27 protein-coding genes and 1 pseudogene are annotated in these 25,544 nt (G+C 35.8%); 8 read left to right on the top strand and 20 right to left on the bottom strand.

Going from position 1 to position 25,544, the window contains the following annotated elements; genetic code table 11:
- Positions 1-161 precede the first annotated feature (161 nt).
- Positions 162-1,385 carry a helix-turn-helix domain-containing protein gene (locus JCM19034_RS06745; RefSeq protein ID WP_062048342.1) on the top strand — a complete coding sequence of 408 codons (1,224 nt, stop codon included), beginning with the start codon at positions 162-164 and terminating at the stop codon, positions 1,383-1,385.
- Positions 1,386-1,445: 60 nt separating this feature from the next.
- On the opposite strand, the gene JCM19034_RS06740 is transcribed toward JCM19034_RS06745, so the two are convergent.
- The 5 genes from JCM19034_RS06740 to JCM19034_RS06720 all read right to left on the bottom strand — a co-directional run bounded on the left by JCM19034_RS06740 (position 1,446) and on the right by JCM19034_RS06720 (position 6,260).
- Positions 1,446-1,907, bottom strand: a complete 462-nt coding sequence (locus JCM19034_RS06740; protein WP_062048340.1) for a co-chaperone YbbN — start codon at positions 1,905-1,907, stop codon at positions 1,446-1,448.
- Entirely contained in the window at positions 1,908-2,339 is a 432-nt protein-coding gene (locus tag JCM19034_RS06735; protein ID WP_062048338.1) for a disulfide oxidoreductase, read from the bottom strand.
- A 593-nt stretch (positions 2,340-2,932) separates the two neighbouring features.
- Complete coding sequence (locus JCM19034_RS06730) at positions 2,933-3,409, bottom strand: YhgE/Pip family protein (protein WP_062048336.1); 477 nt, start codon at positions 3,407-3,409, stop codon at positions 2,933-2,935.
- Positions 3,406-5,553 (bottom strand): YhgE/Pip family protein, encoded by a 2,148-nt coding sequence (locus JCM19034_RS06725; RefSeq protein WP_062048328.1) that lies wholly within the window; start codon positions 5,551-5,553, stop codon positions 3,406-3,408. The genes JCM19034_RS06730 and JCM19034_RS06725 overlap by 4 nt, the downstream gene beginning before the upstream one ends.
- Before the next feature lie 128 nt (positions 5,554-5,681).
- Positions 5,682-6,260, bottom strand: a complete 579-nt coding sequence (locus tag JCM19034_RS06720) for a TetR/AcrR family transcriptional regulator (RefSeq protein WP_062048326.1) — start codon at positions 6,258-6,260, stop codon at positions 5,682-5,684.
- 190 nt (positions 6,261-6,450) lie between these two features.
- Here JCM19034_RS06720 and JCM19034_RS06715 point away from each other — a divergent pair, with 190 nt between their 5' ends.
- Positions 6,451-7,362 (top strand): ABC transporter ATP-binding protein, encoded by a 912-nt coding sequence (locus JCM19034_RS06715; RefSeq protein WP_062048324.1) that lies wholly within the window; start codon positions 6,451-6,453, stop codon positions 7,360-7,362.
- A pseudogene (locus tag JCM19034_RS06710) lies at positions 7,362-8,322 on the top strand (ABC transporter permease). The gene JCM19034_RS06715 and the pseudogene JCM19034_RS06710 overlap by 1 nt, the downstream one beginning before the upstream one ends.
- Positions 8,323-8,382: 60 nt before the next feature.
- On the opposite strand, the gene JCM19034_RS06705 reads toward JCM19034_RS06710, so the two are convergent.
- Genes JCM19034_RS06705 through JCM19034_RS06690 form a run of 4 tightly spaced genes read right to left on the bottom strand, consistent with a single transcriptional unit; the run spans position 8,383 to position 12,258 of the window.
- Entirely contained in the window at positions 8,383-9,396 is a 1,014-nt protein-coding gene (locus JCM19034_RS06705) for an ABC transporter ATP-binding protein (RefSeq protein ID WP_062048322.1), read from the bottom strand.
- Entirely contained in the window at positions 9,377-10,402 is a 1,026-nt protein-coding gene (locus JCM19034_RS06700) for an ABC transporter ATP-binding protein (RefSeq protein ID WP_062048320.1), read from the bottom strand. The genes JCM19034_RS06705 and JCM19034_RS06700 overlap by 20 nt, the downstream gene beginning before the upstream one ends.
- A 23-nt stretch (positions 10,403-10,425) precedes the next feature.
- Complete coding sequence (gene nikB / locus JCM19034_RS06695; RefSeq protein ID WP_062048318.1) at positions 10,426-11,346, bottom strand: nickel ABC transporter permease; 921 nt, start codon at positions 11,344-11,346, stop codon at positions 10,426-10,428.
- 15 nt (positions 11,347-11,361) lie between these two features.
- The gene (locus JCM19034_RS06690; protein WP_062048316.1) at positions 11,362-12,258 is read right to left on the bottom strand and encodes an ABC transporter permease; all 897 of its coding nucleotides are present in this window, start codon (positions 12,256-12,258) and stop codon (positions 11,362-11,364) included.
- Positions 12,259-12,611: 353 nt separating this feature from the next.
- Between JCM19034_RS06690 and JCM19034_RS06685 the strand changes: the two genes are divergently transcribed.
- Entirely contained in the window at positions 12,612-14,225 is a 1,614-nt protein-coding gene (locus JCM19034_RS06685) for a glutathione ABC transporter substrate-binding protein (RefSeq protein ID WP_062048314.1), read from the top strand.
- 109 nt (positions 14,226-14,334) lie between these two features.
- Here JCM19034_RS06685 and JCM19034_RS06680 read toward each other — a convergent pair whose 3' ends face one another.
- The gene (locus tag JCM19034_RS06680) at positions 14,335-15,102 is read right to left on the bottom strand and encodes a sugar phosphate isomerase/epimerase (protein ID WP_062048312.1); all 768 of its coding nucleotides are present in this window, start codon (positions 15,100-15,102) and stop codon (positions 14,335-14,337) included.
- A gap of 141 nt (positions 15,103-15,243) precedes the next feature.
- Positions 15,244-16,197 (bottom strand): DMT family transporter, encoded by a 954-nt coding sequence (locus tag JCM19034_RS06675; protein WP_231686844.1) that lies wholly within the window; start codon positions 16,195-16,197, stop codon positions 15,244-15,246.
- 126 nt (positions 16,198-16,323) lie between these two features.
- Between JCM19034_RS06675 and JCM19034_RS06670 the strand changes: the two genes are divergently transcribed.
- Entirely contained in the window at positions 16,324-17,097 is a 774-nt protein-coding gene (locus tag JCM19034_RS06670; RefSeq protein ID WP_062048307.1) for an AraC family transcriptional regulator, read from the top strand.
- A 103-nt stretch (positions 17,098-17,200) separates the two neighbouring features.
- Here the strand turns inward: JCM19034_RS06670 and JCM19034_RS06665 are convergent, their stop codons facing one another.
- The 5 genes from JCM19034_RS06665 to JCM19034_RS06645 form a co-directional block, all read right to left on the bottom strand.
- Positions 17,201-17,614 carry an NUDIX hydrolase gene (locus JCM19034_RS06665; protein WP_269431674.1) on the bottom strand — a complete coding sequence of 138 codons (414 nt, stop codon included), beginning with the start codon at positions 17,612-17,614 and terminating at the stop codon, positions 17,201-17,203.
- A 141-nt stretch (positions 17,615-17,755) separates the two neighbouring features.
- The gene (locus JCM19034_RS06660; protein ID WP_062048303.1) at positions 17,756-18,247 is read right to left on the bottom strand and encodes a S9 family peptidase; all 492 of its coding nucleotides are present in this window, start codon (positions 18,245-18,247) and stop codon (positions 17,756-17,758) included.
- A gap of 83 nt (positions 18,248-18,330) precedes the next feature.
- On the bottom strand, positions 18,331-18,744 hold the full coding sequence (locus JCM19034_RS06655; RefSeq protein WP_062048301.1) for an alpha/beta hydrolase family protein: 414 nt from the start codon (positions 18,742-18,744) through the stop codon (positions 18,331-18,333).
- 313 nt (positions 18,745-19,057) lie between these two features.
- The gene (locus JCM19034_RS06650; protein ID WP_062048299.1) at positions 19,058-19,423 is read right to left on the bottom strand and encodes a hypothetical protein; all 366 of its coding nucleotides are present in this window, start codon (positions 19,421-19,423) and stop codon (positions 19,058-19,060) included.
- Between the two features lie 124 nt (positions 19,424-19,547).
- On the bottom strand, positions 19,548-19,763 hold the full coding sequence (locus tag JCM19034_RS06645) for a helix-turn-helix domain-containing protein (protein ID WP_370621832.1): 216 nt from the start codon (positions 19,761-19,763) through the stop codon (positions 19,548-19,550).
- A gap of 156 nt (positions 19,764-19,919) precedes the next feature.
- On the opposite strand from JCM19034_RS06645, the gene JCM19034_RS06640 reads away from it, so the two are divergent.
- Complete coding sequence (locus JCM19034_RS06640; protein WP_062048297.1) at positions 19,920-20,261, top strand: helix-turn-helix domain-containing protein; 342 nt, start codon at positions 19,920-19,922, stop codon at positions 20,259-20,261.
- Between the two features lie 69 nt (positions 20,262-20,330).
- Entirely contained in the window at positions 20,331-20,828 is a 498-nt protein-coding gene (locus tag JCM19034_RS06635) for an ImmA/IrrE family metallo-endopeptidase (protein ID WP_062048295.1), read from the top strand.
- Positions 20,829-20,927: 99 nt separating this feature from the next.
- On the opposite strand, the gene JCM19034_RS06630 is transcribed toward JCM19034_RS06635, so the two are convergent.
- The 3 genes from JCM19034_RS06630 to JCM19034_RS06620 all read right to left on the bottom strand — a co-directional run bounded on the left by JCM19034_RS06630 (position 20,928) and on the right by JCM19034_RS06620 (position 22,828).
- Positions 20,928-21,548, bottom strand: a complete 621-nt coding sequence (locus JCM19034_RS06630; protein WP_082393804.1) for a polysaccharide deacetylase family protein — start codon at positions 21,546-21,548, stop codon at positions 20,928-20,930.
- 232 nt (positions 21,549-21,780) lie between these two features.
- Complete coding sequence (locus JCM19034_RS06625) at positions 21,781-22,476, bottom strand: hypothetical protein (protein WP_062048293.1); 696 nt, start codon at positions 22,474-22,476, stop codon at positions 21,781-21,783.
- Positions 22,477-22,588: 112 nt separating this feature from the next.
- Complete coding sequence (locus JCM19034_RS06620; protein WP_062048291.1) at positions 22,589-22,828, bottom strand: hypothetical protein; 240 nt, start codon at positions 22,826-22,828, stop codon at positions 22,589-22,591.
- Positions 22,829-23,147: 319 nt separating this feature from the next.
- Between JCM19034_RS06620 and JCM19034_RS06615 the strand changes: the two genes are divergently transcribed.
- Complete coding sequence (locus JCM19034_RS06615; protein WP_082393802.1) at positions 23,148-23,948, top strand: sensor domain-containing diguanylate cyclase; 801 nt, start codon at positions 23,148-23,150, stop codon at positions 23,946-23,948.
- Positions 23,949-24,163: 215 nt separating this feature from the next.
- Here JCM19034_RS06615 and murF read toward each other — a convergent pair whose 3' ends face one another.
- Complete coding sequence (murF, locus tag JCM19034_RS06610; RefSeq protein WP_062048287.1) at positions 24,164-25,534, bottom strand: UDP-N-acetylmuramoyl-tripeptide--D-alanyl-D-alanine ligase; 1,371 nt, start codon at positions 25,532-25,534, stop codon at positions 24,164-24,166.
- Positions 25,535-25,544: the final 10 nt, after the last annotated feature.

Raw genomic sequence — 25,544 nt, 5'->3', positions numbered from 1 at the left:
GAACATATTACGAACCGTTGCAAACCTCCTTCACGATTGATTGATCATATTGTAATCGCTGCATCTAATAAATTATGGTATAATTCTCATAATTATTGTAAATTTAATTCTATTTTTGTATGCGTTTTCATAATTGTTGATGGGACAGGAGGGTGTTTTAAATGAAACATTTATCGTCTTACCAAGATATTCACTACATTGGTCGACTAATTTATCAAACGCTTAAAATACCTGTATCATATATAAATAATAGCGATAATACGATCATTAGTTACCCGCAATTTGTAGTGATTAACCCAATTTATGCAACACGCAGTGAGTTATTCAAATCTTTATCCTTTCATGGAGATCCATCTTATCAACCAGTGTATAAGTCAACTCCCTATTTTGAACAATTCATCTCATTGAAAGTTGGAAAAAAACATGAAGGAATTTGGCTTTTAGGACCTACACTCGAATATGAATTGTCCGAACATAATATCCAAGGTTTGATTCACGACCTTCATTTAAAAGTGAAATATCAAACTTTGGATTATTATTATCACTCTTTAGAAATAGTAAAAAAATCCAAACTAATACAACTTGGAATGTTAGTTACTTACATGATTACCTCGGAAAAAGTCAAACTAGAAGATATTATTGGTCATAATATAGACGAAAGTGAAACTATCATAAAAGAAAACCCTGACATTCTTGTTTCAAAAAGCAGACAAGAGAACTCATTTCATAATACGTACAGTTGGGAAAAAGCACTTTTGCAATCCATTAAAGATGGTCAAAAGGAAGAACTAACTAAATGGCTTAATAGACCTGATGGCCGAGCAGGAGTTCTATCCAAGAAGAGCCATTTACGTAACGTGAAAAATTTAAGTATATCAGTCATTACTCTGGCTACAAGAGCGTCTATTGAAGGAGGTGTCCATCCTGAGACGGCTTATACAATGAGTGATTTGTTCATACAAGAACTAGAAGAATTACAACATTCTAAGGATGCTTTCAAATTAATGAATAAGGCTCTTTATACCTTTACTGAAAAAGTAAGTGAAACGAAGCGAAGACAATATTCACCCCCTATCCTCAAATGTCAGTCTTACATATACCAGCATTTGTATGAGAAAATAACGCTACTGAAATTAGCAGAATTAGTAAACATGCACGAGAATTATTTGTCAACACTATTTAAAAGAGAAGTCGGTATCTCTATTAGTGAGTATATTATCCGTGAAAAAATCGAAGAATCAAAACGATTACTTATTTATACAAATACAACTATTTCTGAAATATATACTTGGCTTAATTTCCATGATCAGAGCCACTTTACAAAAGTATTTAAAAAATTTGTTGGGGTAACACCACGTAAATATCGTCAAAGTCAGAGATTATAAGATATAAAAACAAATTCACAAAAAAGCTACTAACGATATATGCTCATTAGTAGCTTTACACTAATTAATTTGTTCAAACCATTCTTGATATAGATCTTCTTCTACATATCCAATGCGGCTTACTTCTTCTCCATTTTCAAAATGTACTACTGTTGGTGTAGCAGCTATATCATAATCAATCCAACCATCCTCAAATTCAAGCAGATTATACAGCTTTAAGTCAATCCCTAGTTCTTCTGCCATCGGCACGATAATAGGCGACGTAGCTACACAGGCTGGGCATGTCGGTTGAAAGAAGTAAACGGTCATCGATTCACCGTTGTTTATTGCTATCTCAAGATCATCCGGAAGAATAATATTTTGGTAAGTTGGATTATCTAATTGATCTATCGTAGCAGGATTTAAATTTGTTTTACCGTATGGGTTACCTTCAACCTTTTGACTTGTTGAAATATGATTGACAATCGCTAAAGCTCCAAAAATGGCAATCACAATTAGTAAGAATATGACCACTTTTTTCATTTAATTTAAATTCCTTTCTTTTACAAGAATGACGAAACTGATAATAAAAATAAGACTAAACGCAATCAAAGATAAAAATGGGATGGTAATAAAACCTAACCAATTAATATACTGGCCCGTACAAGGAACTAATCCACAAGAATCCAGCTGGCTCATTGCTGGCACCTTCTGCACTAAATAATGATAAAGGGCAATAACGACTCCTATACTAGAGAAAATAGCAGAATATAAGGCTTGTTTCACATCCTTCTTTACGACTGCAACACCTAAGATAATAACTAACGGATACATAAAAATACGTTGATACCAACAGAGCTCACATGGAATATAGCCGACAATTTCCGAAAAATAAAGACTCCCTGCTGTTGCGATCAAAGAAATTCCCCATGCAAAAAAAAGAAATTGATCGCTATTTATTGATTGGTTTTTCATTTTTCACCTCAATAGTCAATTGTTCTATCCTCTATTATAAATTAGCACGTTATTCGTAAGAAGTACAATATAGGAATAACCATTCACTAGTATTAATAACAGATATCTCTCTCTAGCAACCGTAAATAAAGATCTTGATTGGATCTTGAACATTTTATGACACTTAAGTGTACTTCATTTCATGTTCTCCCTACAGTTATTATAAACTAGTCAATACATTTAAACCATTATTATAAAACTAGTCAATTAGTATTCACAGGTATACATTATTAGTCAGTTCATTCTATAATGATCATTACTAGCATGTGGAACATCGCTATCGTAGAGCGATTACCAAGTTCGCCATCAAATGGAATGCAAGCGAACGACATTGAAGTAGCAATTACAATTAACAAATTCTAGTCGGTGAAATAGAAGCAACAGTAAACCACTTTCTGAAATTTGAAATGAGTAGAGTGCACTGCCAATCCTTCTTAATTGAACTACTATCTTTATTTAGAGCAGCCCTATTGTTAGTTACGTCTAGCAATAGAGCTGCTCTTTTTATAAAAAATTATTCAATAAGCCATTTTCGTTTTTCTTCAAAAGTGAAACTAATCTACTAACCTGCTTGATTTTGACTTTTGTACTGTTTCTTCAATTCTTCCTTCTAAAACAGGCTTCAATAAACAACCCATTGCTAAAGCTGTCATCCAAAAAGCTGTCAGCATTAAAATATTCTTCAAAACTAACGAAGGAATTATTCCTCCAACTGCTTCTCTCAATAAATTAATTGCATAAGAAAATGGCATAAACGGGTGAAGCATTTGGAAAAATGGTGGAGCTACTTCAATCGGAAACGTTCCACCCCCACTCGATAGTTGTAATACTAAAAGCACAATTGCTAATGCCTTTCCGATATTACCGAGTATGGATGCAAATGTATAAACGATCGTCATAAAGACGATTGCAATAATGATCGAAAAAATGAGTAACCAAACCGGATGTGCAGCATAGATTCCTAATAAAAATAAGTTGCCAACGCTAACGATTGTACCTTGCAGCACGGCAACAACGATAAAGAGGATCATCCTCCCAAAATAAACATCTCGAGATGAAACTCTATTTGATAATCGTCTTTATGCAAATTCGTCGTAATTAAATTGGACAGTAGTAGAGCACCCACCCATAAGCATAACGTTGTATAAAATGGTACATTCGCTGAGCCATAGTTTGGAATTGGGAACATTTTCTCCTCTAATAACTGAACCGGACTTGCAAAGAATTCACTTTCTTGATCTAAATCATTTCGAAGTAGCATAATCAGTTCGTCAAGGTAATCATTCTCTTCAATTATTCGAATTCTATCAGCCATCTCATTTACTAATCGCTCCGTTTCTGGTAATTGATCACGGCTAAATGTAGCTAGCTCATTAACCGCTTCTTTAGCTAACGGTAGTTTTTCATCTAACGTATCCATAAATTCAAGATATTTCTCTTCGATTGTAGGAAGTTCAGTACGAATCCATTTGGCAACATCATTCACGTGCTCTTCAATAGTAGGTAAAACATCCTGAACAAATTCATTCAATGTTTCTATTCGTTCTACCACGACTGGAAGCTTCTCCTCGACTGAATTGACGGTTTCATTGATTGTTTGCTCAACTTTAGGTAAGCGTTCAATCATTTTTTCTATCTTCTCCTCGCTTGCCGACGTCATTTCGCTTGCAAGCGTTAAAGCTTCATTTAACGACTCCATTTGCTCAAATGATATTTCGCGATCAACTTGCTCCATTGCATTGCTTATCCAATCACCATCTAATAAGTGCTGACCATTACTTATCAGTTGTTCCATATGTTCTACTTGTAGGCGTAACCGATTAATTTCATCAGACGTTGGAAGTTCTTCTTCTTCAATTCGAAGCTGTGCATGATCAACGATTGATTGCATCGTTTCTATACTTTCATTTAATTCATCAAGCAATTCAATCACTTCCAGAATATCTGTATCACCTGTAATCTCATATAAAAGAGTATACATGTCTATTGCTTGGTTTGACATCTGGCGTTGTGAGATTAACTCCTTATCTAAATCGGCAAGCAACTTCTCTACTTTCTCAACATCTTCTTCGTTCTCTAATGAGTCAATCATAACGATTAACGGTTTTGTCGAAATCATTATTAGATGATTAAAATGAGCTAATGATTCGGAAATTGCCTCATTTGCTTCGTCAAGTGCATCGTAAAATGATTCAAATGTGATATTTACATCATTTTCACTCGGTAAATGATTTTGCATATCATTTATTTGCTCGTTTGCTTGTTGAATCGTATCTAACATCTCTTCCAAATAGTCTTCAACATCGGAAAACCGTTGAGTCATACCCTTTATCTCAACAATCGCTTTTGTTAAACTTTCGATTGCTGCTTCTAAATCTTTTATGCCATCGGCTAGTACATACAATTGAGAGAAGTTTTCCTCTAACCGTAAAATTTGTTCTAATCCATCATGAATAGTTGGTAACGATTCTTCAATAGCCAATATAGTATCGAAATTCTTTTCGACTTTATCCCAATTGTCATCAATATTAATGATCAACTCACCTAACTCATTGATTTCTGGAAATCGCTCCTCTAGCTGATAAATCGTCTGTTTTATACGACGGAAAGTCGGTAAATCCTTTTCAAGTTCAATCCCAAGCTTATCGAATTCTTGAAATAAAACTTTAGTTATCTCTTCAATAATTTGATCATTGATTTGATTGACGATTGTTGACGCTCCTGTTGAAGTCATTTTAGGTGCAATCGCATTTACTTTTTCATTAACGATATATTGTACTTCAGCTTGATGCGGCTCACCATCTAATACATTTGTTAACTCTTCGGTGAAGCGTTCCGATAGAAAGATGCTTGCATAATAATCACCAAGCTCTACTCCTCTCTCTGCTTCTTCTTTAGAAACAAATACCCATCCTAAATTATCATTACCTTCTAACTTTTCAACTAACTCCTCACCAATATTGACATATTCTCCATCTATTTCAGTTCCTTGATCATAATTAGCAACCGCTACCTGAATCCCCTTCGTATTTGCATACGGGTCCCAAGCTGCCCCTAAGTTAAACCATGCATATAACGATGGTAAAATCGCTAATCCAACGAGCAAAAATCCAATGAGAGGAACTCGTTTTATATTTCGTAAATCTTGTATAAAAATCTGCCATGCATGTTTCATTGATTCACCCCCAAAGAACATTGACTAATTTAGTATTCTAGTCGATATTATTCAAAAAAAAGTAATAGATGACTACGGAACAATATTAAGAAACAAAAGTTCTGCAAAATTTAAATGAGCCCCTCCTATTAGTCAAGTGGAGCTAGACCTTCCATGAAATAAAAGTTCATTAAATGTGCAACCTCATCTTTGGACAAAGCACCATGACGTTCTTTCCAATCGCTAACAAGATTCATATACATTTTAAACATTAAAAAAGCAGTGACTTTTGGATCACATGGACGTAATGATCTATTATCAATCCCCTTTTGAATACGTACTTCAATATATTGGCAAATCCCATCCTCCATTGATTGCAGAGCTTCAGCTACAGCTGGTGTACCAATCTCCTTCAATTCCTGGGAAAGCTTCACAATAAGTTCATGCTTTTCACGAAATTCCACAATACCGCTTAACGCAGCATTAAAATTCTCAACAAAGGATGCTCCTGGATAAATCGATTCGTTCGCAACTTCTCTCATTTCTATAGCTAGGTGTTCAATAATAGCCATTAACAATTCTTCCTTTGTCGAGAAATACGTATATATCGTTCCTTTTCCAACTCTTGCAATTTTCGCGACTTGATCCATTGTAGTCGCTTTGTAGCCAAACAACGAAAAAGACTTCGTTGCAGCATCCATAATTAATTGTTTTTTATCCGTTCCCATATTGTCCTTCCTCCTATTTCGACCAAAATAGTTTTTTGGTCAATTAGTCTTAATCTAAAATAGCATATACAAAAAAAGAATGCAATGCTCTTATCAATTTAAATTGAGTATTGACAATTCATTTTGTATTAGTGTACTATCTAAATAGTTCACTAATACAAAAGTACAATTGTTGATTGGAGGAAGAAAGATGAATGAAGTTATTTCATTAAAAAATGTTCATAAGACGATTAAAGGAAAAACGATTATTAACAACTTAAGTTTTTCCATAAACGAAGGAGAAGTGTTCGGATTACTCGGACCAAATGGTGCTGGAAAAACGACGACCATTAGGATGATCGTTGGCTTAATTGGAATGACAAAAGGAGATATCGTCATCTGTAATAAAAGCATAAAGAACGACTTTGAGGCAGCAATTCAACATGTTGGTGCAATTGTGGAAAACCCAGAAATGTATAAACATTTATCAGGTTATGAAAATTTGAAACAATATGCACGAATGCATAAAGGAATTAATAAGACGAAAATTGATCAGATGGTCCAGTTAGTTGGATTAACGGAACGTATTCATGAAAAGGTCAAAACGTATTCGTTAGGAATGCGGCAAAGATTAGGGTTAGCCCAATGTTTGCTTCATGACCCGAAATTACTCATTTTAGACGAACCAACAAATGGTTTAGACCCGGCAGGTATTCGGGAAATTCGTGACCACTTGCAATTTTTAACAAAGGAAAAAGGGATGAGTGTTATCGTTTCTAGTCATCTACTATCTGAAATGGAAATGATGTGTGACCGGATCGCCATCATTCAAAAAGGAACGTTAACCGATATTCAACATGTTCGTAATTTTGTTGAAGAAAAACATAATGTTTACGTATTTGAAACAAGCACTATAGAAAGCATTCAGTTATCGCTAAAACAAGAATGGGACGTCACCTTTAATGATAAAGGGTTTTCCATTACAACAACGAAAGAGGAAATTCCAAAGCTTATTAAAAAGTTAGTTGAGGAGAATGTTTCTATCTACGAAGTTAAACAGCAAATGAAGACATTAGAGGAACGTTTCCTCGAAGTCACATCAGCTAAAGGAGGGCAATTGTGATGGTAAAGTTAATAATAAACGAATGGGTGAAGCTATTTAAACGTACGAGCACATTTGTTATGATCGGGTTTCTCATCCTAGGAATGATTGGAATGGGGGCGATATATAAATATTTAGATAATCAATCATCGCCCGAAACAAACGAAAATTGGCAAGAAGAGCTTGAAACGACAATCGCTGAAGATCGAGAATTTTTGGCAGAATTGCAATCATCAACTAGTTATGGTAATTTGCAAACCTATTACGAGCGTGATATTGCCTTAAATGAGTACCGTTTGCAAAACAATATCGCTCCAACCTCAGAACAAACGATATGGACATTCGTAAATGATGCCACTTCTTTCATCAGCATAAGCGGAATATTTACGATCATTATCGCAGCAGGTATTGTCGCTTCAGAATTTACTTCAGGGACAATCAAATTCCTTTTAGTTCGACCGATTAGTCGGGTAAAGATATTACTCTCAAAATATATTACCGTGATTTTGTTTGGTCTATCTCTGTTAATTATTGTTTTTCTTTTCTCAAGCCTTATCGGTGCACTGTTATTTGGTTTTCCATCTGAAGAGAGCTTTCATCTTGCCTACCATAGTGGTGAAGTGATTGAACGCAATATCGTATTTCATTTAATTACCCATTATTTGCTTTATTCAATTGATATATTGATGATTGCCACAATGGCATTTATGATTTCTTCTGTTTTTCGTAATAACTCTTTAGCAATTGGTTTTTCCTTATTTTTATTTTTTTCGGGGGCAGCAGCTACTCTATTGCTTGCCGAACAATTTGATTGGGCAAAATATATCTTGTTTTCAAATACAGACTTATCGGTCTATTTTGATGGAATCCCCCAGTTGAAGGATGACGATAACGTTTTCTATTATTCTCTTACTTATATACTTTTTCATTTTCCACATCCTCGCATTCACAGTTTTCTCTAAGCGAGATGTTGCAGCATAACGCTTTTACAGATTGCTAGAAAAACAAATGGGACCGAAAATGCTCGGTCCCATTCATTATTTATACGTAATTAGGCTCTTTTGTGCCCGCTTTGATTTCTTCCATGTAGTGACAGGCTGCTTGATGTCCTTCTTTCATATAATCTGCCGCACGCAATTGTGGCGTTTCCGTTTTACATTTCTCTGTTGCAAATGGACAACGCGTATGAAAACGACAGCCAGTTGGTGGGTCTATTGGAGAAGGAACATCGCCTTTTAAGATAATCCGTTCTTTCTTTTTCTCTGGATCTGGTACTGGGATTGCTGATAACAAAGCTTTCGTATAAGGATGTTGTGGATTTTCAAAAAGTGATTTTTTATCAGCAATTTCAACAATTCGTCCTAAATACATCACAATGACACGGTCAGAAATATGACGCACAACACCAAGATCATGTGATATGAATAAATACGTTAATTGAAATTCCTCTTGTAGGCGTTTCAATAAGTTAATAACTTGTGCTTGAATCGATACGTCCAATGCAGATACAGCTTCATCACAAATAATTAATTTGGGGTCGACAGATAAAGCACGAGCAATTCCGATCCGTTGTCGCTGCCCTCCACTAAATTCATGAGGATAGCGATCTGCTTGGTGTGCACCAAGTCCTACCGTTTCCATCAATTCACTAATTCTAGCTGAACGCTCATTTTTCGGTACAACGTTTTGAATTTTTAACGCTTCTTCAAGTACTTGGCGTACTGTTTGACGTGGGTTTATTGAAGCATATGGATCTTGGAAAATAATTTGTAAATCTTTTCTCATTTTTCGCATTTGCTGTTTTGTTAAACCTCGTAAATCCACATCATTAAATGTAACATTCCCATCAGTCGGTTCATCTAAGCGTAAAATGGCACGTCCCGTTGTAGACTTTCCACAGCCAGACTCCCCAACAATGCTAACCGTTTCCCCTTCATAAACAGTGAAGGAAACATCATCAACAGCTTTAACATGATTAACGGTGCGCCCGAGTAAGCCTCCCTTAATAGGGAAATATTGTTTTAAATTCTCTACTTTAAGTAGTTCTTTTTTCATAAACGTTCACCTCCGACTCGCCATCCCACTCCTCAGAGTAAATCCAACAACGGATTTGATTTCCGTTATCATCTTGCTCCAAATCAGGTAATTTCTCACGACAGATATCACTAGCAAATTGACATCTTGGGGCAAAACGACAGCCCTTAGGCATATCTGCTGGAGATGGAACGGAGCCCCTTATTACTTCTAATTCTCCCTCAACATCTTCATCATGGCGTGGTAAAGAATTCAGTAGTCCGACTGTATATGGATGCTTCGGGTTGTTAAATAAGTCTTTAACGGATGCGTATTCGACCACTTTCCCACAATACATCACAGCGACGTAATCACACGTTTCTGCTACAACACCGAGATCATGTGTAATCATAATAATCGACATGCCAAGCCGGTCTTGTAAATCCTTCATTAGCTCTAGAATTTGAGCTTGAATAGTTACATCAAGTGCCGTTGTCGGTTCATCGGCGATTAATAGTTGTGGATTACAAGCTAAAGCCATCGCAATCATTACACGCTGTCTCATACCACCTGATAATTCAAACGGATATTGATGAACACGTTTTTCGGGGGAAGGTATGCCGACTAATTTCAACATTTCAATTGAGCGCTTAATCGCTTCTTTTTTACCAAGCTTTTCGTGGATTTGAAATGCCTCGCCAATTTGTTGTCCTACAGTGTAGACAGGGTTTAATGATGTCATTGGCTCCTGAAAAATCATTGATATTTCATTACCACGAATTTTACGCATTTCCGCTTCCGTTTTTTTGAGTAAGTCTTCTCCATTAAAAATGACTTCCCCGCCAACAACCTTTCCTGGCTCTTGTATTAAACGCAGAATTGACAGTGATGTTATACTTTTCCCCGATCCAGATTCACCAACAATACCAAGCGTCTTACCCTTTGGTACACTAAATGTCACTCCATCAACAGCTTTCACTTCTAATTCACTTGTGAAAAAGGAGGTTTGGAGGTCTTTCACTTCAATGATCGCTTTATTCCCACTCATTGATCTCACTCCCTTTCAAAAAATTAATCTAAATCAATCCGTTTATTTAAAAGTCGATACGCAATGTCGACCATTAAGTTCACTAAAACAAATAACAATGAAACGATTAATACAGTACCTTGAACGATTGGGAAGTCACGCGAACGAATCGAATCAACCATAAGCCTACCCATACCGTTAATTGCAAAAACTTGCTCTACAATAATCGTTCCACCTAATAACGTTCCAAACGATAAACCAACAACCGTAACAACCGGAATAAGTGCATTTTTAAGAGCGTGCCGATAAATAACGGTACGTTCACGAACCCCTTTGGCCCTTGCAGTACGAATATAATCTTGTCCGATGACTTCAAGCATACTTGACCGTGTCATCCTCGCAACAATTGCGGCACCTGACGTACCTAATGTAACAACTGGTAAAACCATCTGTTTGAATGCTCCCCATCCAGAAGGTGAGAATATGCTATGATCGACTGCCAACCACTTGATTAACATTAATCCAAGCCAGAAATTTGGCATTGATAAACCAAACAAAGCGATAATCATGATTCCGACATCCATAAAAGAATTTTGGCGTGTTGCTGAAATAACACCGGCAATTAAACCGATAAATACACTAAGGATTGTACTATAGATCGCAAGCTCAATTGTTGTCCCGAAACGTCCGCTAATTTCTTCAGTAACTGGACGACCATTTCGAACAGAATTTCCTAAATCACCTTGTACAGCATTACTAATAAAATTAAAATATTGAACCGGGTATGGATCATTTAACCCTAAACGCTCACGCATTTGCTCAACTTGTTCTGGAGATGCACTTTCACCAGCTATCACTTGGGCGGCATCACCAGGAATTAAATGCATTAAGCTAAAAACGATAATTGATACTCCAAATAATACAGGTATCGTTTGTAATAGACGACGTATAATAAATTTAAACAAAGTGTGACCTCCTCTCTAGCTTTTCATCTTCGGATCGAGTGCATCTCGTAATCCGTCTCCAAAAATATTAAATGCTAAAACGACAATGACGATCATTAACCCTGGGAAAAAGGCGACATGTCCGGCATCAAATATATAATTTCGTCCATCACTTAGCATTGCTCCCCACTCTGGCGAAGGTGGTTGAGCACCTAAACCAATAAATGACAGACCACTTGCTGTCAAAATCGCAGTTGCAACACTTAATGTTAATTGAACGATTAAAGGCGATGTAATATTTGGGAAAATATGCATAAAAATAATTCTAAAATCACTTGCTCCTAAAGCTTTTTGAGCATCAATGTATTCCAACTTTTTTACTGATAATGTGGACCCTCGTACAATACGTGCAAATACAGGGATTGAAAATATAGCAACTGCAATAATGACATTTTGTGTGCTAGGACCTAGTACACTAACAATCGCTAAAGCTAGTAAAATACCAGGAAAAGCTAATAGCACATCCATAATACGCATAATAATAGCATCGGTACTTTTTCCATAATATCCAGAGATAATTCCTAAAAAAGTACCTATAATAGCACTTATGAAAGTGGATAAAAATCCAATATATAAAGTAATTCCCATTCCGTGAATAATTCTACTAAAAATATCGCGGCCATGGTGATCAGCTCCAAACCAATGATCTGCTGAAGGGTTATCAAGTCTAACTGAATAGTCTTGTTCGTAAGGTCCGTAAGGTGTAACGTACGGTCCGATGAGTGCAACAATAATAAATACTACAATTAAAATACCGCCTACCATTGCCCCACGGTTTTTTCGTATTTTTCTATAAAAAGTTTTCCAATTATTTATGCGAGGGTTAGGTGGTTGGTTTGAAATGGTAGCATCGTTCGTAACCTCTTGTGTCATAACCTTTAGTCATTCCTTTCATTAAAAATGGTTGTAATTTTATAAAAATACAATAGATTATACTATACCCGAATGATTATATCATGTAGTCATTGATTTAAAAAGAAAAAATATTTTACTTGAATAATATATATAGGTTAAAACTAATATTTATTAAGTAAGTTAGTAACGGTATTTTAGTGGTTTAAAGCGTTTAATCATTAAAAAATATGAGCAATTAATGTATCTTGCCAGAAGTATTGTGAGAATATTTCACATATTTACTTGTCTTTTTCAAATAAATAAGTTATATTACTATTGTTTTTCATTCTTAAAGTTTTTAAAAAATTGGGGAGGTATAACACAGATGAAAAATGTCAAAAAATTCTTTACTTTTTCTTGCACTTTCACTAATGCTTAGTATTGTACTAGTTGCATGTGGTGGAGGAAATGAATCAGATCCAGTTGATGATGAAACGGAAGGAGAGGAAGCTTCAGAAGGTGCTGAAGGTGCCGAAGGCGGCGATTTAATTGTTGCAATGCTATCTGATGCAGTTGAAATTAACCCTCACGGTTCGAACGATACACCATCAACGAATATCGCTTACAATATTTATGAATCTTTAATTAAAACAGATCAGAATCTTGACTTGCATCCTGGTCTTGCTGAAAGCTGGGAGCAAATTGAGGATACTGTTTGGGAGTTTGAGCTTCGTCAAGGAGTAAAGTTCCATGACGGATCAGACTTTAATGCTGAGGTTGTAAAAGCAAACTTTGATCGTATTTTAGATCCAGCGGTCGCATCTCCACGATCATTTTTATATGAAATGGTAACGAATGTCGAAGTAATCGACGAATATACTGTTCAAATTGAAACAGAATACCCATTTGCACCATTACCAGCACACCTTGCTCACGAAGCTGGCGGTATGATTTCTAAAGAATTAATTGAAGCTGATTATGCTGCAATGGAAGATGGTCAAGATCCGAGTTCGAAAATTAACGAGCACCCTATCGGAACAGGCTATTTCAAATTTGAATCTTGGACACCTGGACAAGAAATTAAATTAGTACGCAATGAAGATTATTGGGGTGAAAACGTCAAGCTTGATTCTGTAACGTTTAAAGTTGTACCGGAAGATCTAACGCGTATTGCTGAGCTTGAGACTGGCGACGCACATATTTCTGACCCTCTAAGCCCTTCAGATGTAAGTCGTGTTGAAGCAACTGACGGCATATATGTTAACGAGCAAGAAAGTGTTGCGTTATCTTATATTGGCTTTAATCTAGATAAAGAACCATTTGATGATGTTCGTGTTCGTCAAGCGATCTCAATGGCGATTGATAAAGAGCAAATTGTTGAAGGAATTTACTATGGAGCTGCTCAACCAGCAATTGGACCAATTGCACCAGTTGTCTTCGGTTATGATGAAAATCAATCAGGACTAGAATATGATCCTGAAGCAGCAAAAGAATTACTAGCAGAAGCTGGGTATCCTGACGGTTTTAGCACAACATTATGGACAAATGATAACCGTGAACGTGTAGATACAGTTACTAACGTTCAAGAGCAATTAAGACAAATTGGCATCGACGTGGACGTTCAAACGCTTGAGTGGGGAGCATACTTAGAGCAAACGGCTAACGGAGAGCATGATATGTTTATTTTAGGATGGACCACTGTAACTGGTGATGCTGATTATGGTATGTATGGTGTTTTCCATTCAACACAAGTTGGTGACCCTGGTAACCGTACATTCATTCAAAATGACGAATTAGATGGCTTACTTGAGGAAGCTCGTCGTAGTACTGATGAAGAAGAACGCTTAGATTTATATCGTCAAGCACAAGATCTTCTAGTTGAAGAAGCTCCAATGATTTATACACTACACCAACACTTCTTATTAGGAGTACGTGAGGAAGTAAAAGGATTAGAGCAAACTCCAACTCAAATTTTAAAACTTCAAAATGTTACGTTAGAGCAGTAATAAAGATTCAAAAACCGCCTTTGAGATTAGTCTCTCAAGGCGGTTTCTATTTGTATAAGTCAAAAAATTATAATCAAAAACCCAGTGAAGTCATTCACTGGGTTTTTGATTATTTCGTTAAATATGGCAACCGTTCCTTTAAATAATTTATACTAATTTCAATACTTTCTAACGGTGTACGGCGGCTAACATCTTGCTCAACAACCCACCACTCGACGTTCGCTTCTTCTCCTTTAGCTAAAACGGCTTCAATATCGACTCCACCCGTTCCAAGCTCTGCGAAAAATTGCTCGTCATCAGTCGTCATATCCTTCAAATGGACGATTGGCGTTCTTCCTTTATATCGTTCAATCCATTCTGTTGGCTGATGACCAGCTTTTGTTAACCAATAAACGTCAAGTTCCGTATGGAGGTTACTTTCACTCGTATCATCAAAAATAGCTTCAAGTGCCATTCGACCATCTTGCAAACGCTCAAGTTCGAAATCATGATTATGATAACAAAGCGTAATTCCTTCTTCTCTGCATTTTGCACCTGCTTCCTCTAAAAACGGAATAAGAGCTTGATAATACTCTTCTGTGCGTTGTTCTGGTAATAAATACGGACAAACAACATACTTGCTGCCTATCGTCTTTTGATCTTCTATCACTTGATCGAAATTATTTTGTAATTGGTCAAGTGGAACATGACTTGATGCTGCTTGTAGTCCTAAATTATCTAAAAGCACCTTTACTTCTTTTGCAGATAACCCATTGAACCCAGCAAATTCAACTCCATTATAGCCAAGATCTGCTACTTTCTTTAATGTTCCTGCAAAGTCTTTTTCACATTCTTCACGTAATGTAAATAGCTGTACTGCTACTGGTATCGTTTTCATAATATAGCCCTCTTTCTTTGCATAGGATATAATAACGATGACTTTAAATCATCTATTTGCTTCATCATATCTGTTATTTGCTTATCTGAACATAAATAATCTCCTTAAAACATCTACTATTTTACTCTTTTCTCATTCTTATTAATTGGCTATTTTTACATCATTTGAACGAACTCTCTCATCTGTACCCTTTCGTTCTAAACCAATCCATATTAATCCGAGCATAATAACGAAAGCACCAATGATCTGTGTGAACATAATCGCCTCACCAAAAAACAAAGCACCTGCTATTGCTGCTGCGGCTGGGACAACGTAACGAAAGAAATTTGATTTTGTAGCTCCTACTTTCTTCATCGAAATATTCCAAACGACAAACGCAACAATCGTACATATTATAACGTTAAAAATAATCGCACTATAAACCGAAAACGTTAAGCTTGACCATTGAACGTCACTCCAACCTCCAAATGTAAATGGGATTAACAACAATGATCCAAACAACACATACCATGTTGTTACACGCATTGCTGAATATTTTTGCATTAATGGCATGCATGCTAAATTAAAGAGAGCTCCTATCAAGCTGACTAGTAAAGCAAATAAATTCCCTAACATATATTGTGAGGATAAATCAAAGCCTTCGCCTCCACCTAAAATAATTAGAGAAACCCCTACAAACGCAATTGCACCACCTATAACGATTCGTTTTGTTAACACTTCCTTTGTAAATAGAGGAGCGAACAGTGCAACAAATATTGGCCATGGTGCAACATTTAATAAAGAAGCGTTCGCCAATGTGGTGAACTTGATTGAATACATAACAAGAATCTCTAAAACTGTCACTCCGATAAAGCCAATCAATATAAGCTTCCAAATGTCTTTTTTCTCTACCTTTACACTACCTTCCAGCTTATAAAGCAGTAAAAATAAGAGTGGTACGGCAAGACCAAAACGTAAAAACACGAAAATTTCCGCTGAAATCACATCCATCGCCCAACGTGATATCCCAAAATTGGCACCCCATATGATGGAAACAGAAATTAAACCTACAAAATACAAATAAACCGATTTCATTGTTGTATAGCCTCTTTTCACTTTTGTTAATCACTGCAAAGAAACAAAGCACCTCGATTGTATCATAGCTTGATATGAAATGTCATGAGCTTCCATGATATAATGAGACCTCTACTATTTTGCTATTTATTAAAGGAAGGCGATTGAATGATGATCTCAATTGGCTTATGTGATTTTTCATATCATACGAAGCAGTTCTATGTATTTCAAAATACAGTATTAAGCGATTACTTATTCCGCTTGCAAACAGAGGGCAGCTGTGAAGTCATTGTAAACAAACATAAAATCTCTATTGAAAAAGGCGATTTACTCCTTATTCAACCAGGAGATCATTATGAACTTCGTATTGAAGAAGGGCAAAACAGCGGAGACTATTATTTATTTTGTTATGGTGAATGGATCGATCAATGGTGGCAACGCTCGGCAAAACCAACTGTCTCAAGAATAGAACTTGATGAAAAGCTCCTTAGTCTTTGGCGTCACATTATTATTGAAAGTAGACGTCCTTCGACTGAAAGGAGTAATGAATTGAGTGATTACTTATTACAGGCACTTTGCGTCTCATTGGAGCGTGCCGTAAATGAGACTTCAGCTACATATAGCCGCCCATTTACCGTAACGAAAATGATGCGTTATATTGAAGAGCATGCTTTAACGACATTTAAAATTGAAGAAGTTGCTAATCATGTTGGGCTTAGTGTATCTCGAGCTGTTCACTTATTTAAAAGTAGCGTTGGAAAAACAATGATTGAATATGCACAAGAAATTCGGCTTCTGGCAGCTATTGACCAAATGAAATATACGCAAATGACACTTGATCAAATAGCTGAAAACTGTGGCTTTAGCGGTTATCCGTATTTCCATAAAGTATTTAAGAAGAAGTATGGTATGTCTCCTGGAAGTTTTCGTAAGAAAAACTAATAGAAATGGAATGGAATGACGAATGTGCTCTATTCAAAATCCGCTCTCGAATGAAAACATATTTTAATTACTGCTCTAAAAGGGGTCTGACCCCCTTTTTGGGTCAAGCCTCATTTCTCAGCAAATAATCCTTAGCCATAAAGTAAGCATTGGCCGTAAATAACTGTTTTTTAATGTGATTCGTTTTTAATAATTCACCCAATTTATCAAAATCAACTAACGTCGTATCAATTTCTTCTAAATCGTCTAAGTTTTGCTCATACTCTTTAACAGCATCTACTAGGAGATACGTAATGACTTTATTGTTTTGTGTGGATGGGTTAACCATAAATTCTCCTAATTTAATCGGTTTCATTTTTGAAATATACTCCGTTTCTTCTCGCACCTCTCTTTCAATTCCTTCTTCATTTGTCTCATTTCCTTCTATTTTCCCAGCTGGGATTTCTAAAAAGAAGTCTTCTCCACCATGTCTGTATTGTTCAACTAACACGACTTTATTTTCCTTTGTTAGAACAATTGCATTTACCCAATCCGAATACTCATGAACATAATAGTTATCTATGATATTCCCATTTGTTTACAGGTTATTTCTATTTGTTAAAAAAACAACGCTCATCCGAACGTTGCTCTCCACTTTCTAAAAATAGTTCCAAGAATGCTAACTTAGTTTTGAAACAAGCCATTCATATGACTCCCTGCCACTAACCTCATGTTTCCCTGGAAATATATCAAAAGAAAACTGCTCACGTGCAGTAGCTTGTTCAAATACATTCTTAAGATGATTGATTGCCACCTTTGTAGTATTAATTGGGAAGAGCGGATCATTCTCTCCAGATTCAACAAATAAAGCACGTGGACATATTAAACTTATATAATCTGGTAGCTCTCCGAAAGTGAACATGTGCGGGATATAATTGTCTATACAATGGTCGCTACGTAAAATACTTCCCTTAAATGTATTTGTAAATCCAGTTAAAACGGTTGCCTTTACACGTTCATCAAGAGCAGCAGTATAAGCAGTGACAAGTGCTCCTCCGGAAAATCCCAACATCCCAATACGATTTTGGTCTACATCTGTAAACGTATTGAAATAATCTAGCAAATGTCTTGTTTCTGCTACACGTAAACCGGCTAGTGTTCTGCCGCTCATTAATAACAATGTCGCTAAAGAATAGCAAGAGTTCTGCTTCCCTTTTTCTACATCTTTTGAGTGCAGTCGATCTCCGAATCCTATCAGTCGGGAGCGAACACTTTCAGCCCTTTATTGACTAATTCAACCGCAAAATGGCGATGGATTCCGGACAATTCAAGGTCTTGTGAACCATCCTCTCGTAAACCAACAATTTCTTTACACCCATAACCATGACCATGTAATGCAATAACAGAAGCATACTTTGTTTGAACTCTATTAGGTGTTAATACGTAAAGTGGGATCATTAGCCCCATAAAAGAAGGAATGAGAAATCGTTCGCGTCTATATGTCTGAAATTCCTTTACTTCAACTTTAATAGGTTTATTCATTTCCGGAAAGGAAAACTGCCCTAGTAGCTGTTGTAGTTTTCCCTTTAAGGCCTGCGGATTTAATTGCTTTGCTTTCACTTCCTCTTCATAAAATGAATCCATAAATGAATCAAGATTTGTTATCATAAGTCGCACCTTCTTCTCATTTTTCACTACATTTTCAATAAGAGTAAGGTACATTCCTTCTTTTTGCTCTCATTTCCCTTGTACAATGAATATATACATCAAAAATCTATATGTTCACCAAATTGAAATAGAAAGCAATGGAAAATACGAACAAAAAGGTTGAAATAGGCGAAGAATTGATTACGGTTTAAACCTATGCTCCACAAGAGCATCCACACGGGGCTATATTTAAAAACAAAAAATGGAAAGAAACTTTGCCATATTAGAGCACACCGTTTTGAAAAAGAGGACCTACTACACCATACTTACTCCTCTATTCCGAGTTCCTATATTGTGGATTGAAAGCTTTCTTTGAGCATATATGTTTGATAAAATGTTTGCTGGAAAGAATTCTTTTCTCCCTAATTTCTTTGGCCATTTGTTTTACCTTGACTACTTCTGACTGTTCTTCACTTAATTGTAAAGACATTTCCTCAGCTTTAAACATTAATGCACAAAATATGTGTTCCATACCCATACCATCTAATTGCACTTGATTACCATGGATGACTACTTTTATGTAATCAGTAAAAATGATTCGTGCTGATGGTATTGATACCTTATCGATATACTGTCGTAACGAATCTAGAATAAGTGCTATTTCAAATTGATTATATGATTGCAAAGGTGCTGTTTTCATTTTGTTCTCCTTTCAATCTTTACAGTCAGCATTTACATATTATATGAATGGATTAGAATTAAACAGAAATGGGCATTATTTCAATAAGTAAAAAAAACCTGTGGGAAAAAGGTATGTGGGGATATTATCGTACATCAAATAATTCAGGAAATAATTTCCTCTCGCTGACTCCATAAAACTCTGCAAACTTTACCATTGTTCTTCGACCTGGATTTCTATCACCGTTTTCAATTTTCCGTACATAAATTGCTGAAATTCCTAAAATACTTCCTAACTCTTCTCTAGTTAATTGTCGTTTCTTCCTTTCATTAATTAATTTTATTCGTTTAATACGAAACACCCCTTATTTACATATAATAGAAACTATTTTCAATTATATATGATACAAAAAGTATTATCAACATAAAATATGATACTTTTCAGAGAAATCATGTATATGGATACATTTTGTATCTATAATGAGAGAAGTTAACGATGCCATTATGGGGGAGTTGCAGTGTTATCAAAAAAACTTAAACAGTTACGTGGAAATAAACGGCAAGAGGATGTCGCAAAAGAAATAGGTGTTTCAAGAGCTACTTATGGACATTATGAAATAGGTAGAACGGAGCCTGATAATGAAACTTTAAAGAAACTAGCCGACTATTTTAATGTTAGTACAGACTATCTGTTAGGACGTACAGTTGAGGAAAAACCAATTCATGTTGCATTTTCTCATGGAACAGACCCTTTGACTGAGGAAGAAAAAGAATTTTTAGAAAGACAATTAGAAGAATTCCGTAGCTGGAGAAGAAAGTTTGCACAAGAGAATAGAGAAGAAAAAAATCATAATAACTGATATATTCACTTATTTATAAACAAAAACCGCTTTTATAATGATTCAAATACGTGCACGGAGGTGATTCTTGTGTCTACTTCCTCATTTCGTGAAGAACGAATCATAAGGTTGTATCAAAAGCTAAATATAAAAACGGTTTCGGACCTTTCCATTTCTAACTTAAGTAACATATTAAGCTTTAAGGTTATTTATTACAACCTAAGAAGTAGATGTATTTATGATGATGAATGTGCCCTCATTTATCTAAATAAATATCAATCAATCGAAGGGATACGTTACGATTTTTTCCACGAAATGGCTCATTTCTTTGAACATAGTAATGACCAACGCTTTACAAATCGAGATTTTGTTCAATTCCAAGAAAGACAAGCTCATTCCTTTGCCCTCTACGCCTCAATGCCGCGTTATATCTTAGATGATTATTTGCCCCATATCACTTCTATAACAGAACTAGTCGAGATTTTCCAGCTTCCGCAATCATTTATATATGAACGATTAAACACTATTCAACAGCAAAACGTTTTAGGTGCCGCTAATTCTTTTAAAGCTAACACTACAATTAAATGAGAACGATTAACTCCCTTTCGTGAATGGTATGTTAATGTTCGCCCATTTTTTAACAAACATAATGAATAACGAAAGTAGCTAAACTTCTCTCATCCCATTTTAATTGAGTGTACGAAACGAATAACCGGCTTTCTTTATTTCTTTGATTAAATCAGGTAAAACCTCCAACGTCTGTTGCAATTCATGTAGTAGTATGATGGCACCATCTTGCAAATAATCGACAACATTGTCAATTATTTGGCTAGGTTTTTCTTTTAGTTCCCAATCCAAGGATGCAATCTCCCACAATACTGTTTGTAATCCTAAGTTTTGTGCTGCTTTAATCGTGTCCTCATTATATTGCCCAAATGGTGGACGAAAATAATGTACTTTGTTACTTGTAATCTGTTCAATCGCCTTAATACTTTTCTTCAACTCTACTATTTGCCTGTCTAGCGTAAACTTCGTTAAATTGTAATGACGATGCCCATGAGTACCTATTTGATGGCCTTCTTCAAGCACACGTTTCCAAGGTCGTTTATGATGAAGCAGACGGGCTTCCCAAAAGAAATGGGCTCGTACCTCCTCTTCCTTTAGTACATCTAAAAATAATTCAAGATATTTGCTAGGACCATCATCAAATGTTAAAACAACCTCTCTCCTCTTTGAGTTATTTCCCTTCGTAATATTCGTCAATATTCTACGGTCTTCTGTGTTGTACACAACACGGTTTGTTGTCACTCATGGACTTTTATTCATTTTAAATATCCTCCTATTCTCTATTTCTTCATAAAACGTATCATCATTGATTAGCATTAGAAAAACCATTTTGGACTTCAGCTCCAATTCAGTAGTAAATCTTACTCCTGTATCATTCATTTTCACAATAACAGCACAATTTTATTCTGGACTCTTTATAGCAAAAACACCTCAGTAGTAATCTTCTGTTACTATTGAAGTGTTTCTTATTTTATTAATTCTCTTCTTCTAGTGCATCAGGGAACGTTACAGTATCAAATACTTCGCCCGATTCAGCATCTTCCAATTCAATCGTAACCTCATACTGTTCCGGATTAACACCATCGAATAGCTGATAGTACATTCCACCAATCGCTAATCCTAAAATCGCAAAACCATCAAAACTATTTTCAAACGCTTCTTGATCAACAACTAATGAAAATTCGGAAAACGATCGATTTGCTGTAATATCAACGATAGAAACGAAATCTTCGCTCGTCTTCAATTCTTCCATACTCTCTTGAAGAGATGTCTCCAATTCAGCCAAAAACTCTTTGTGTGTTGACTTTGACATCTTATACGTAAGTGAACCATCGTCGTTTTTCTGCACTTCTTCGATACCATCCGCTTTCGCATCTTCTATAATCTCGTCTAGTTCTTGCCCTTCAAAAAATGAAGCGGGAATCGTGATCTCAACACTTAACAAACCCTTTTCCACTTCAACTGTTTGATCTCCCTCTTCGATTACTTCTTCATCCTCAATTGAATCTTCTTCATTTGATTCATCTTCATTTGATTCATCTTCACCAATTGCTTCTTCCTCCGAATCGACATCAGCTGACTCATCTTCCTCAACAGATGAATCTGATCCACAAGCAACAAGTGCACTAATCATAAGTGCCATAAATAATAACATCATGATTTTCTTCATCTTAACTACCTCCCCTTTTTAGAACAGAAAACGATTATACTACGATTAGCCCTGTAAACAATCCTTTATTTTACATTTTACAATAAATTAAATTAAGGTAGCACACTAGGTGTCAGCGTATAGGTATTGGTTCCCCAGGGGAAACTGTATTAAATAGTGTGTATTTTCTTTCTGGGAATTTAACGGCGTAATTTGCTTGTCCTTCTAATCCTTGGATTGTTACAACACTTGGTACAGGTACGCTATAAGAAGATACATTAGGACTTAACGTATGGCTTTCGCGAATGATCTGTCCATCTACTATAATTTGAACTTTATCCACATCATTTCCAGTAAAGTCCCAAATTAACATTCTAGCATTTCCACCATCAAAATTGTTAACCTCATAGTTTTGTGCATGTAATGTAATTTCACTTGTATCTCTAAGTATAAAGTTCGAATTAATGATCGAAGACGTACGATTTCGATTAAAGAGATTTTCAACTATTACTATTTCCTTTTTTACTTGGTTTTTTCCTAGTGTTAATTTATAATGAGGACTAATAGAATAAAGGGGATATTATGAAACTACAAACAGCTAACGATTTATTAGAGCTTGTAAACTCACTTATTGAAGGTAAGATGTATTTTATATCAAATATGACAAAAAAACGTTTTCAATTATAAAAGTATTGGACAAGGGATTAGGCAGTGAAATAGAAGATGGATTTACTATCGATTTGCGTGAATCGTATTGCCAACAAATTTTTTTAGGAAACGGTGAACCACTTCTTATTAATGATGCATTTCATCACCCATTTACTAGCCACCTTCCATTAACATCAAAATTAAAAATCCAATCCTACATCGGAGTGCCTATCTTCTATCAAGACGGTGAAATGTTCGGAACGTTATGTGCATTAGATAATAGACCCGACCGCTTTTCTAATGCCGACATGGATTTACTAACAAAATGTGCAAACTTAATTACGTATGTGATTGAATTAGAAAAGAAAAGTACTTTCGATTCTCTTACAAATTTATATAACCGTAGCTATTTATATGATCATTTCGAATCATCGTTCAATCAAGGTACAATCTTACTATTAGATTTAGATGGCTTTAAAGAGGTTAATGATAACTACGGTCATGATGTTGGTGACACCATCTTAAATGAGGTTGGAATTCGTATAAAAATGTACCTATCCGACCATGATATTGCTGTTCGCTTAGGTGGTGACGAATTTGTAATCATCCTTAACGACGTTATTGAAGAAGATAAAATTAACGAACTGACAAAAAGGTTGATAAGCTCCATATCCAATTGGAATAACTTTGAATTTAAAGTCAACATCACCGTTAGTATTGGAGTCGTTCGCTTTCCACAAGATGGTCTTATCTTAAAGACATTGCTAAAAAAAGCTGATAATGCAATGTATGAAGCGAAGAAAAGTGGCAAAAATCGATGTGTTCTGTATCCCACAAAACATTAATAAGGCATTAAAATGGCATAAACCATTTCAATGCCCCCTTATATTATCATCAGATAAGTAAGCCTCTACCTAACAGCACTAAGTTTTAAGACGAACTAGTGACAGCCCACCCATTCTTCTAACTTTGATAAATCTACTATACTTTTCATGAATAGGCATTGAAAAAGCTCCATTTCACGCCCCTTTTTAGTGCCTTTACTAGTAAACTGTTCTACTTACGTAAACGCATGAACAACCTCTTCTAATTTCATACCTCTTGATGCTTTAACTAATAAAATGTCTCCTTGCTTCGCCATTTCTTGTACTTTTGCGATCAATTGTTGTTTATCATCATATGCTAGTACTCGATTTTTAGTCATATTCTCTATGGCTCCATCTGCAATTTTCTTCCCAAGTCTGCCATACGTGAAGACATAATCAATTTCTTGTTCATTGATCCCTTGACCGACTTCATAGTGAAAGTTCTCCTCATTTTCACCTAATTCAAGCATATCACCTAAAACAACGAGCTTTTTCTCATAACCCGTTAACTGAACTAACATATCTATAGCTGCTCGCATCGATGTTGGACTGGCATTATACGCATCATTAATGATTGTAATTCCATTCTTTCCTGTAATCAATTCTGTACGCATTCCCGTAATCTGAAGCTTTTCCAACCCTAATTGAATATTTTGCAGCGATACATCAAAATGCTTCGCAATCGCGAACGCTGCTAAAGCATTTAAAACGTTAAACTTGCCTAGAACAGGAATAAACAACTCAATATTGTTATCTCCACTCACTTTAAAATAAGTACCATTACTTTCCGTATGGATTACGGCCGGGTAGTAATCATTATTTTTTGAGCTACCAAATGTGACTACGTTAAACGGGCTATTAACTACTTTCTTAGTTAATAATGGCTCATCACCATGAATAATAAGTGTCCCATTTCCCGCCAAGCCTGCTGTAATCTCAAACTTCGCCTCGGAAATACCTTCACGTGAACCTAAGTCTTGTAAATGTGCTTCGCCAATATTCGTAATAATTGCTGCCTCTGGCTTAGCTATTTCAGAAAGAAGTTCAATTTCACCACGACCACTCATTCCCATTTCTAATACAGCGATTTCTGTATCTTCCTCTAATTGTAGGATCGTCAAAGGTAGGCCGATATGATTGTTATAATTTCCTACCGTTTTTTGTACTTTGTACGTCGTGGAAAGGACAGATGCTACCATATCCTTCGTAGTTGTTTTCCCGTTACTTCCTGTAATACCGACGACCTTTGTTGAAAGACTTGCTATATATTTTTTAGCTAATTCTTGTAATGCGACCAATGTATCCTCTACATAAATTATTGGTACGTCTGTAGGTGGCTGTGGTTGATCTTTTTGCCAAAGAACGCCTGTAGCTCCTTTGGCAACAGCAGTCTGTACAAAGTTATGCCCATTAAAATTTGCTCCAACTAACGGGATATACAAATTTCCTGCTACGATTGTTCTAGTATCTGTAGAAACACCTGCAACGTTAACAGAATGATCGTCTATAAAAACGACTTCCCCGTTTACCCAAGACGCAATATCCTTCAATTGTCTACGTAACATTACCATCGCC

The sequence above is a fragment of the Bacillus sp. JCM 19034 genome (assembly GCF_001310635.1).
Lineage (GTDB): Bacteria > Bacillota > Bacilli > Bacillales > Bacillaceae_D > Halalkalibacter.
This window is presented reverse-complemented; position numbering and strand designations above follow the sequence as displayed.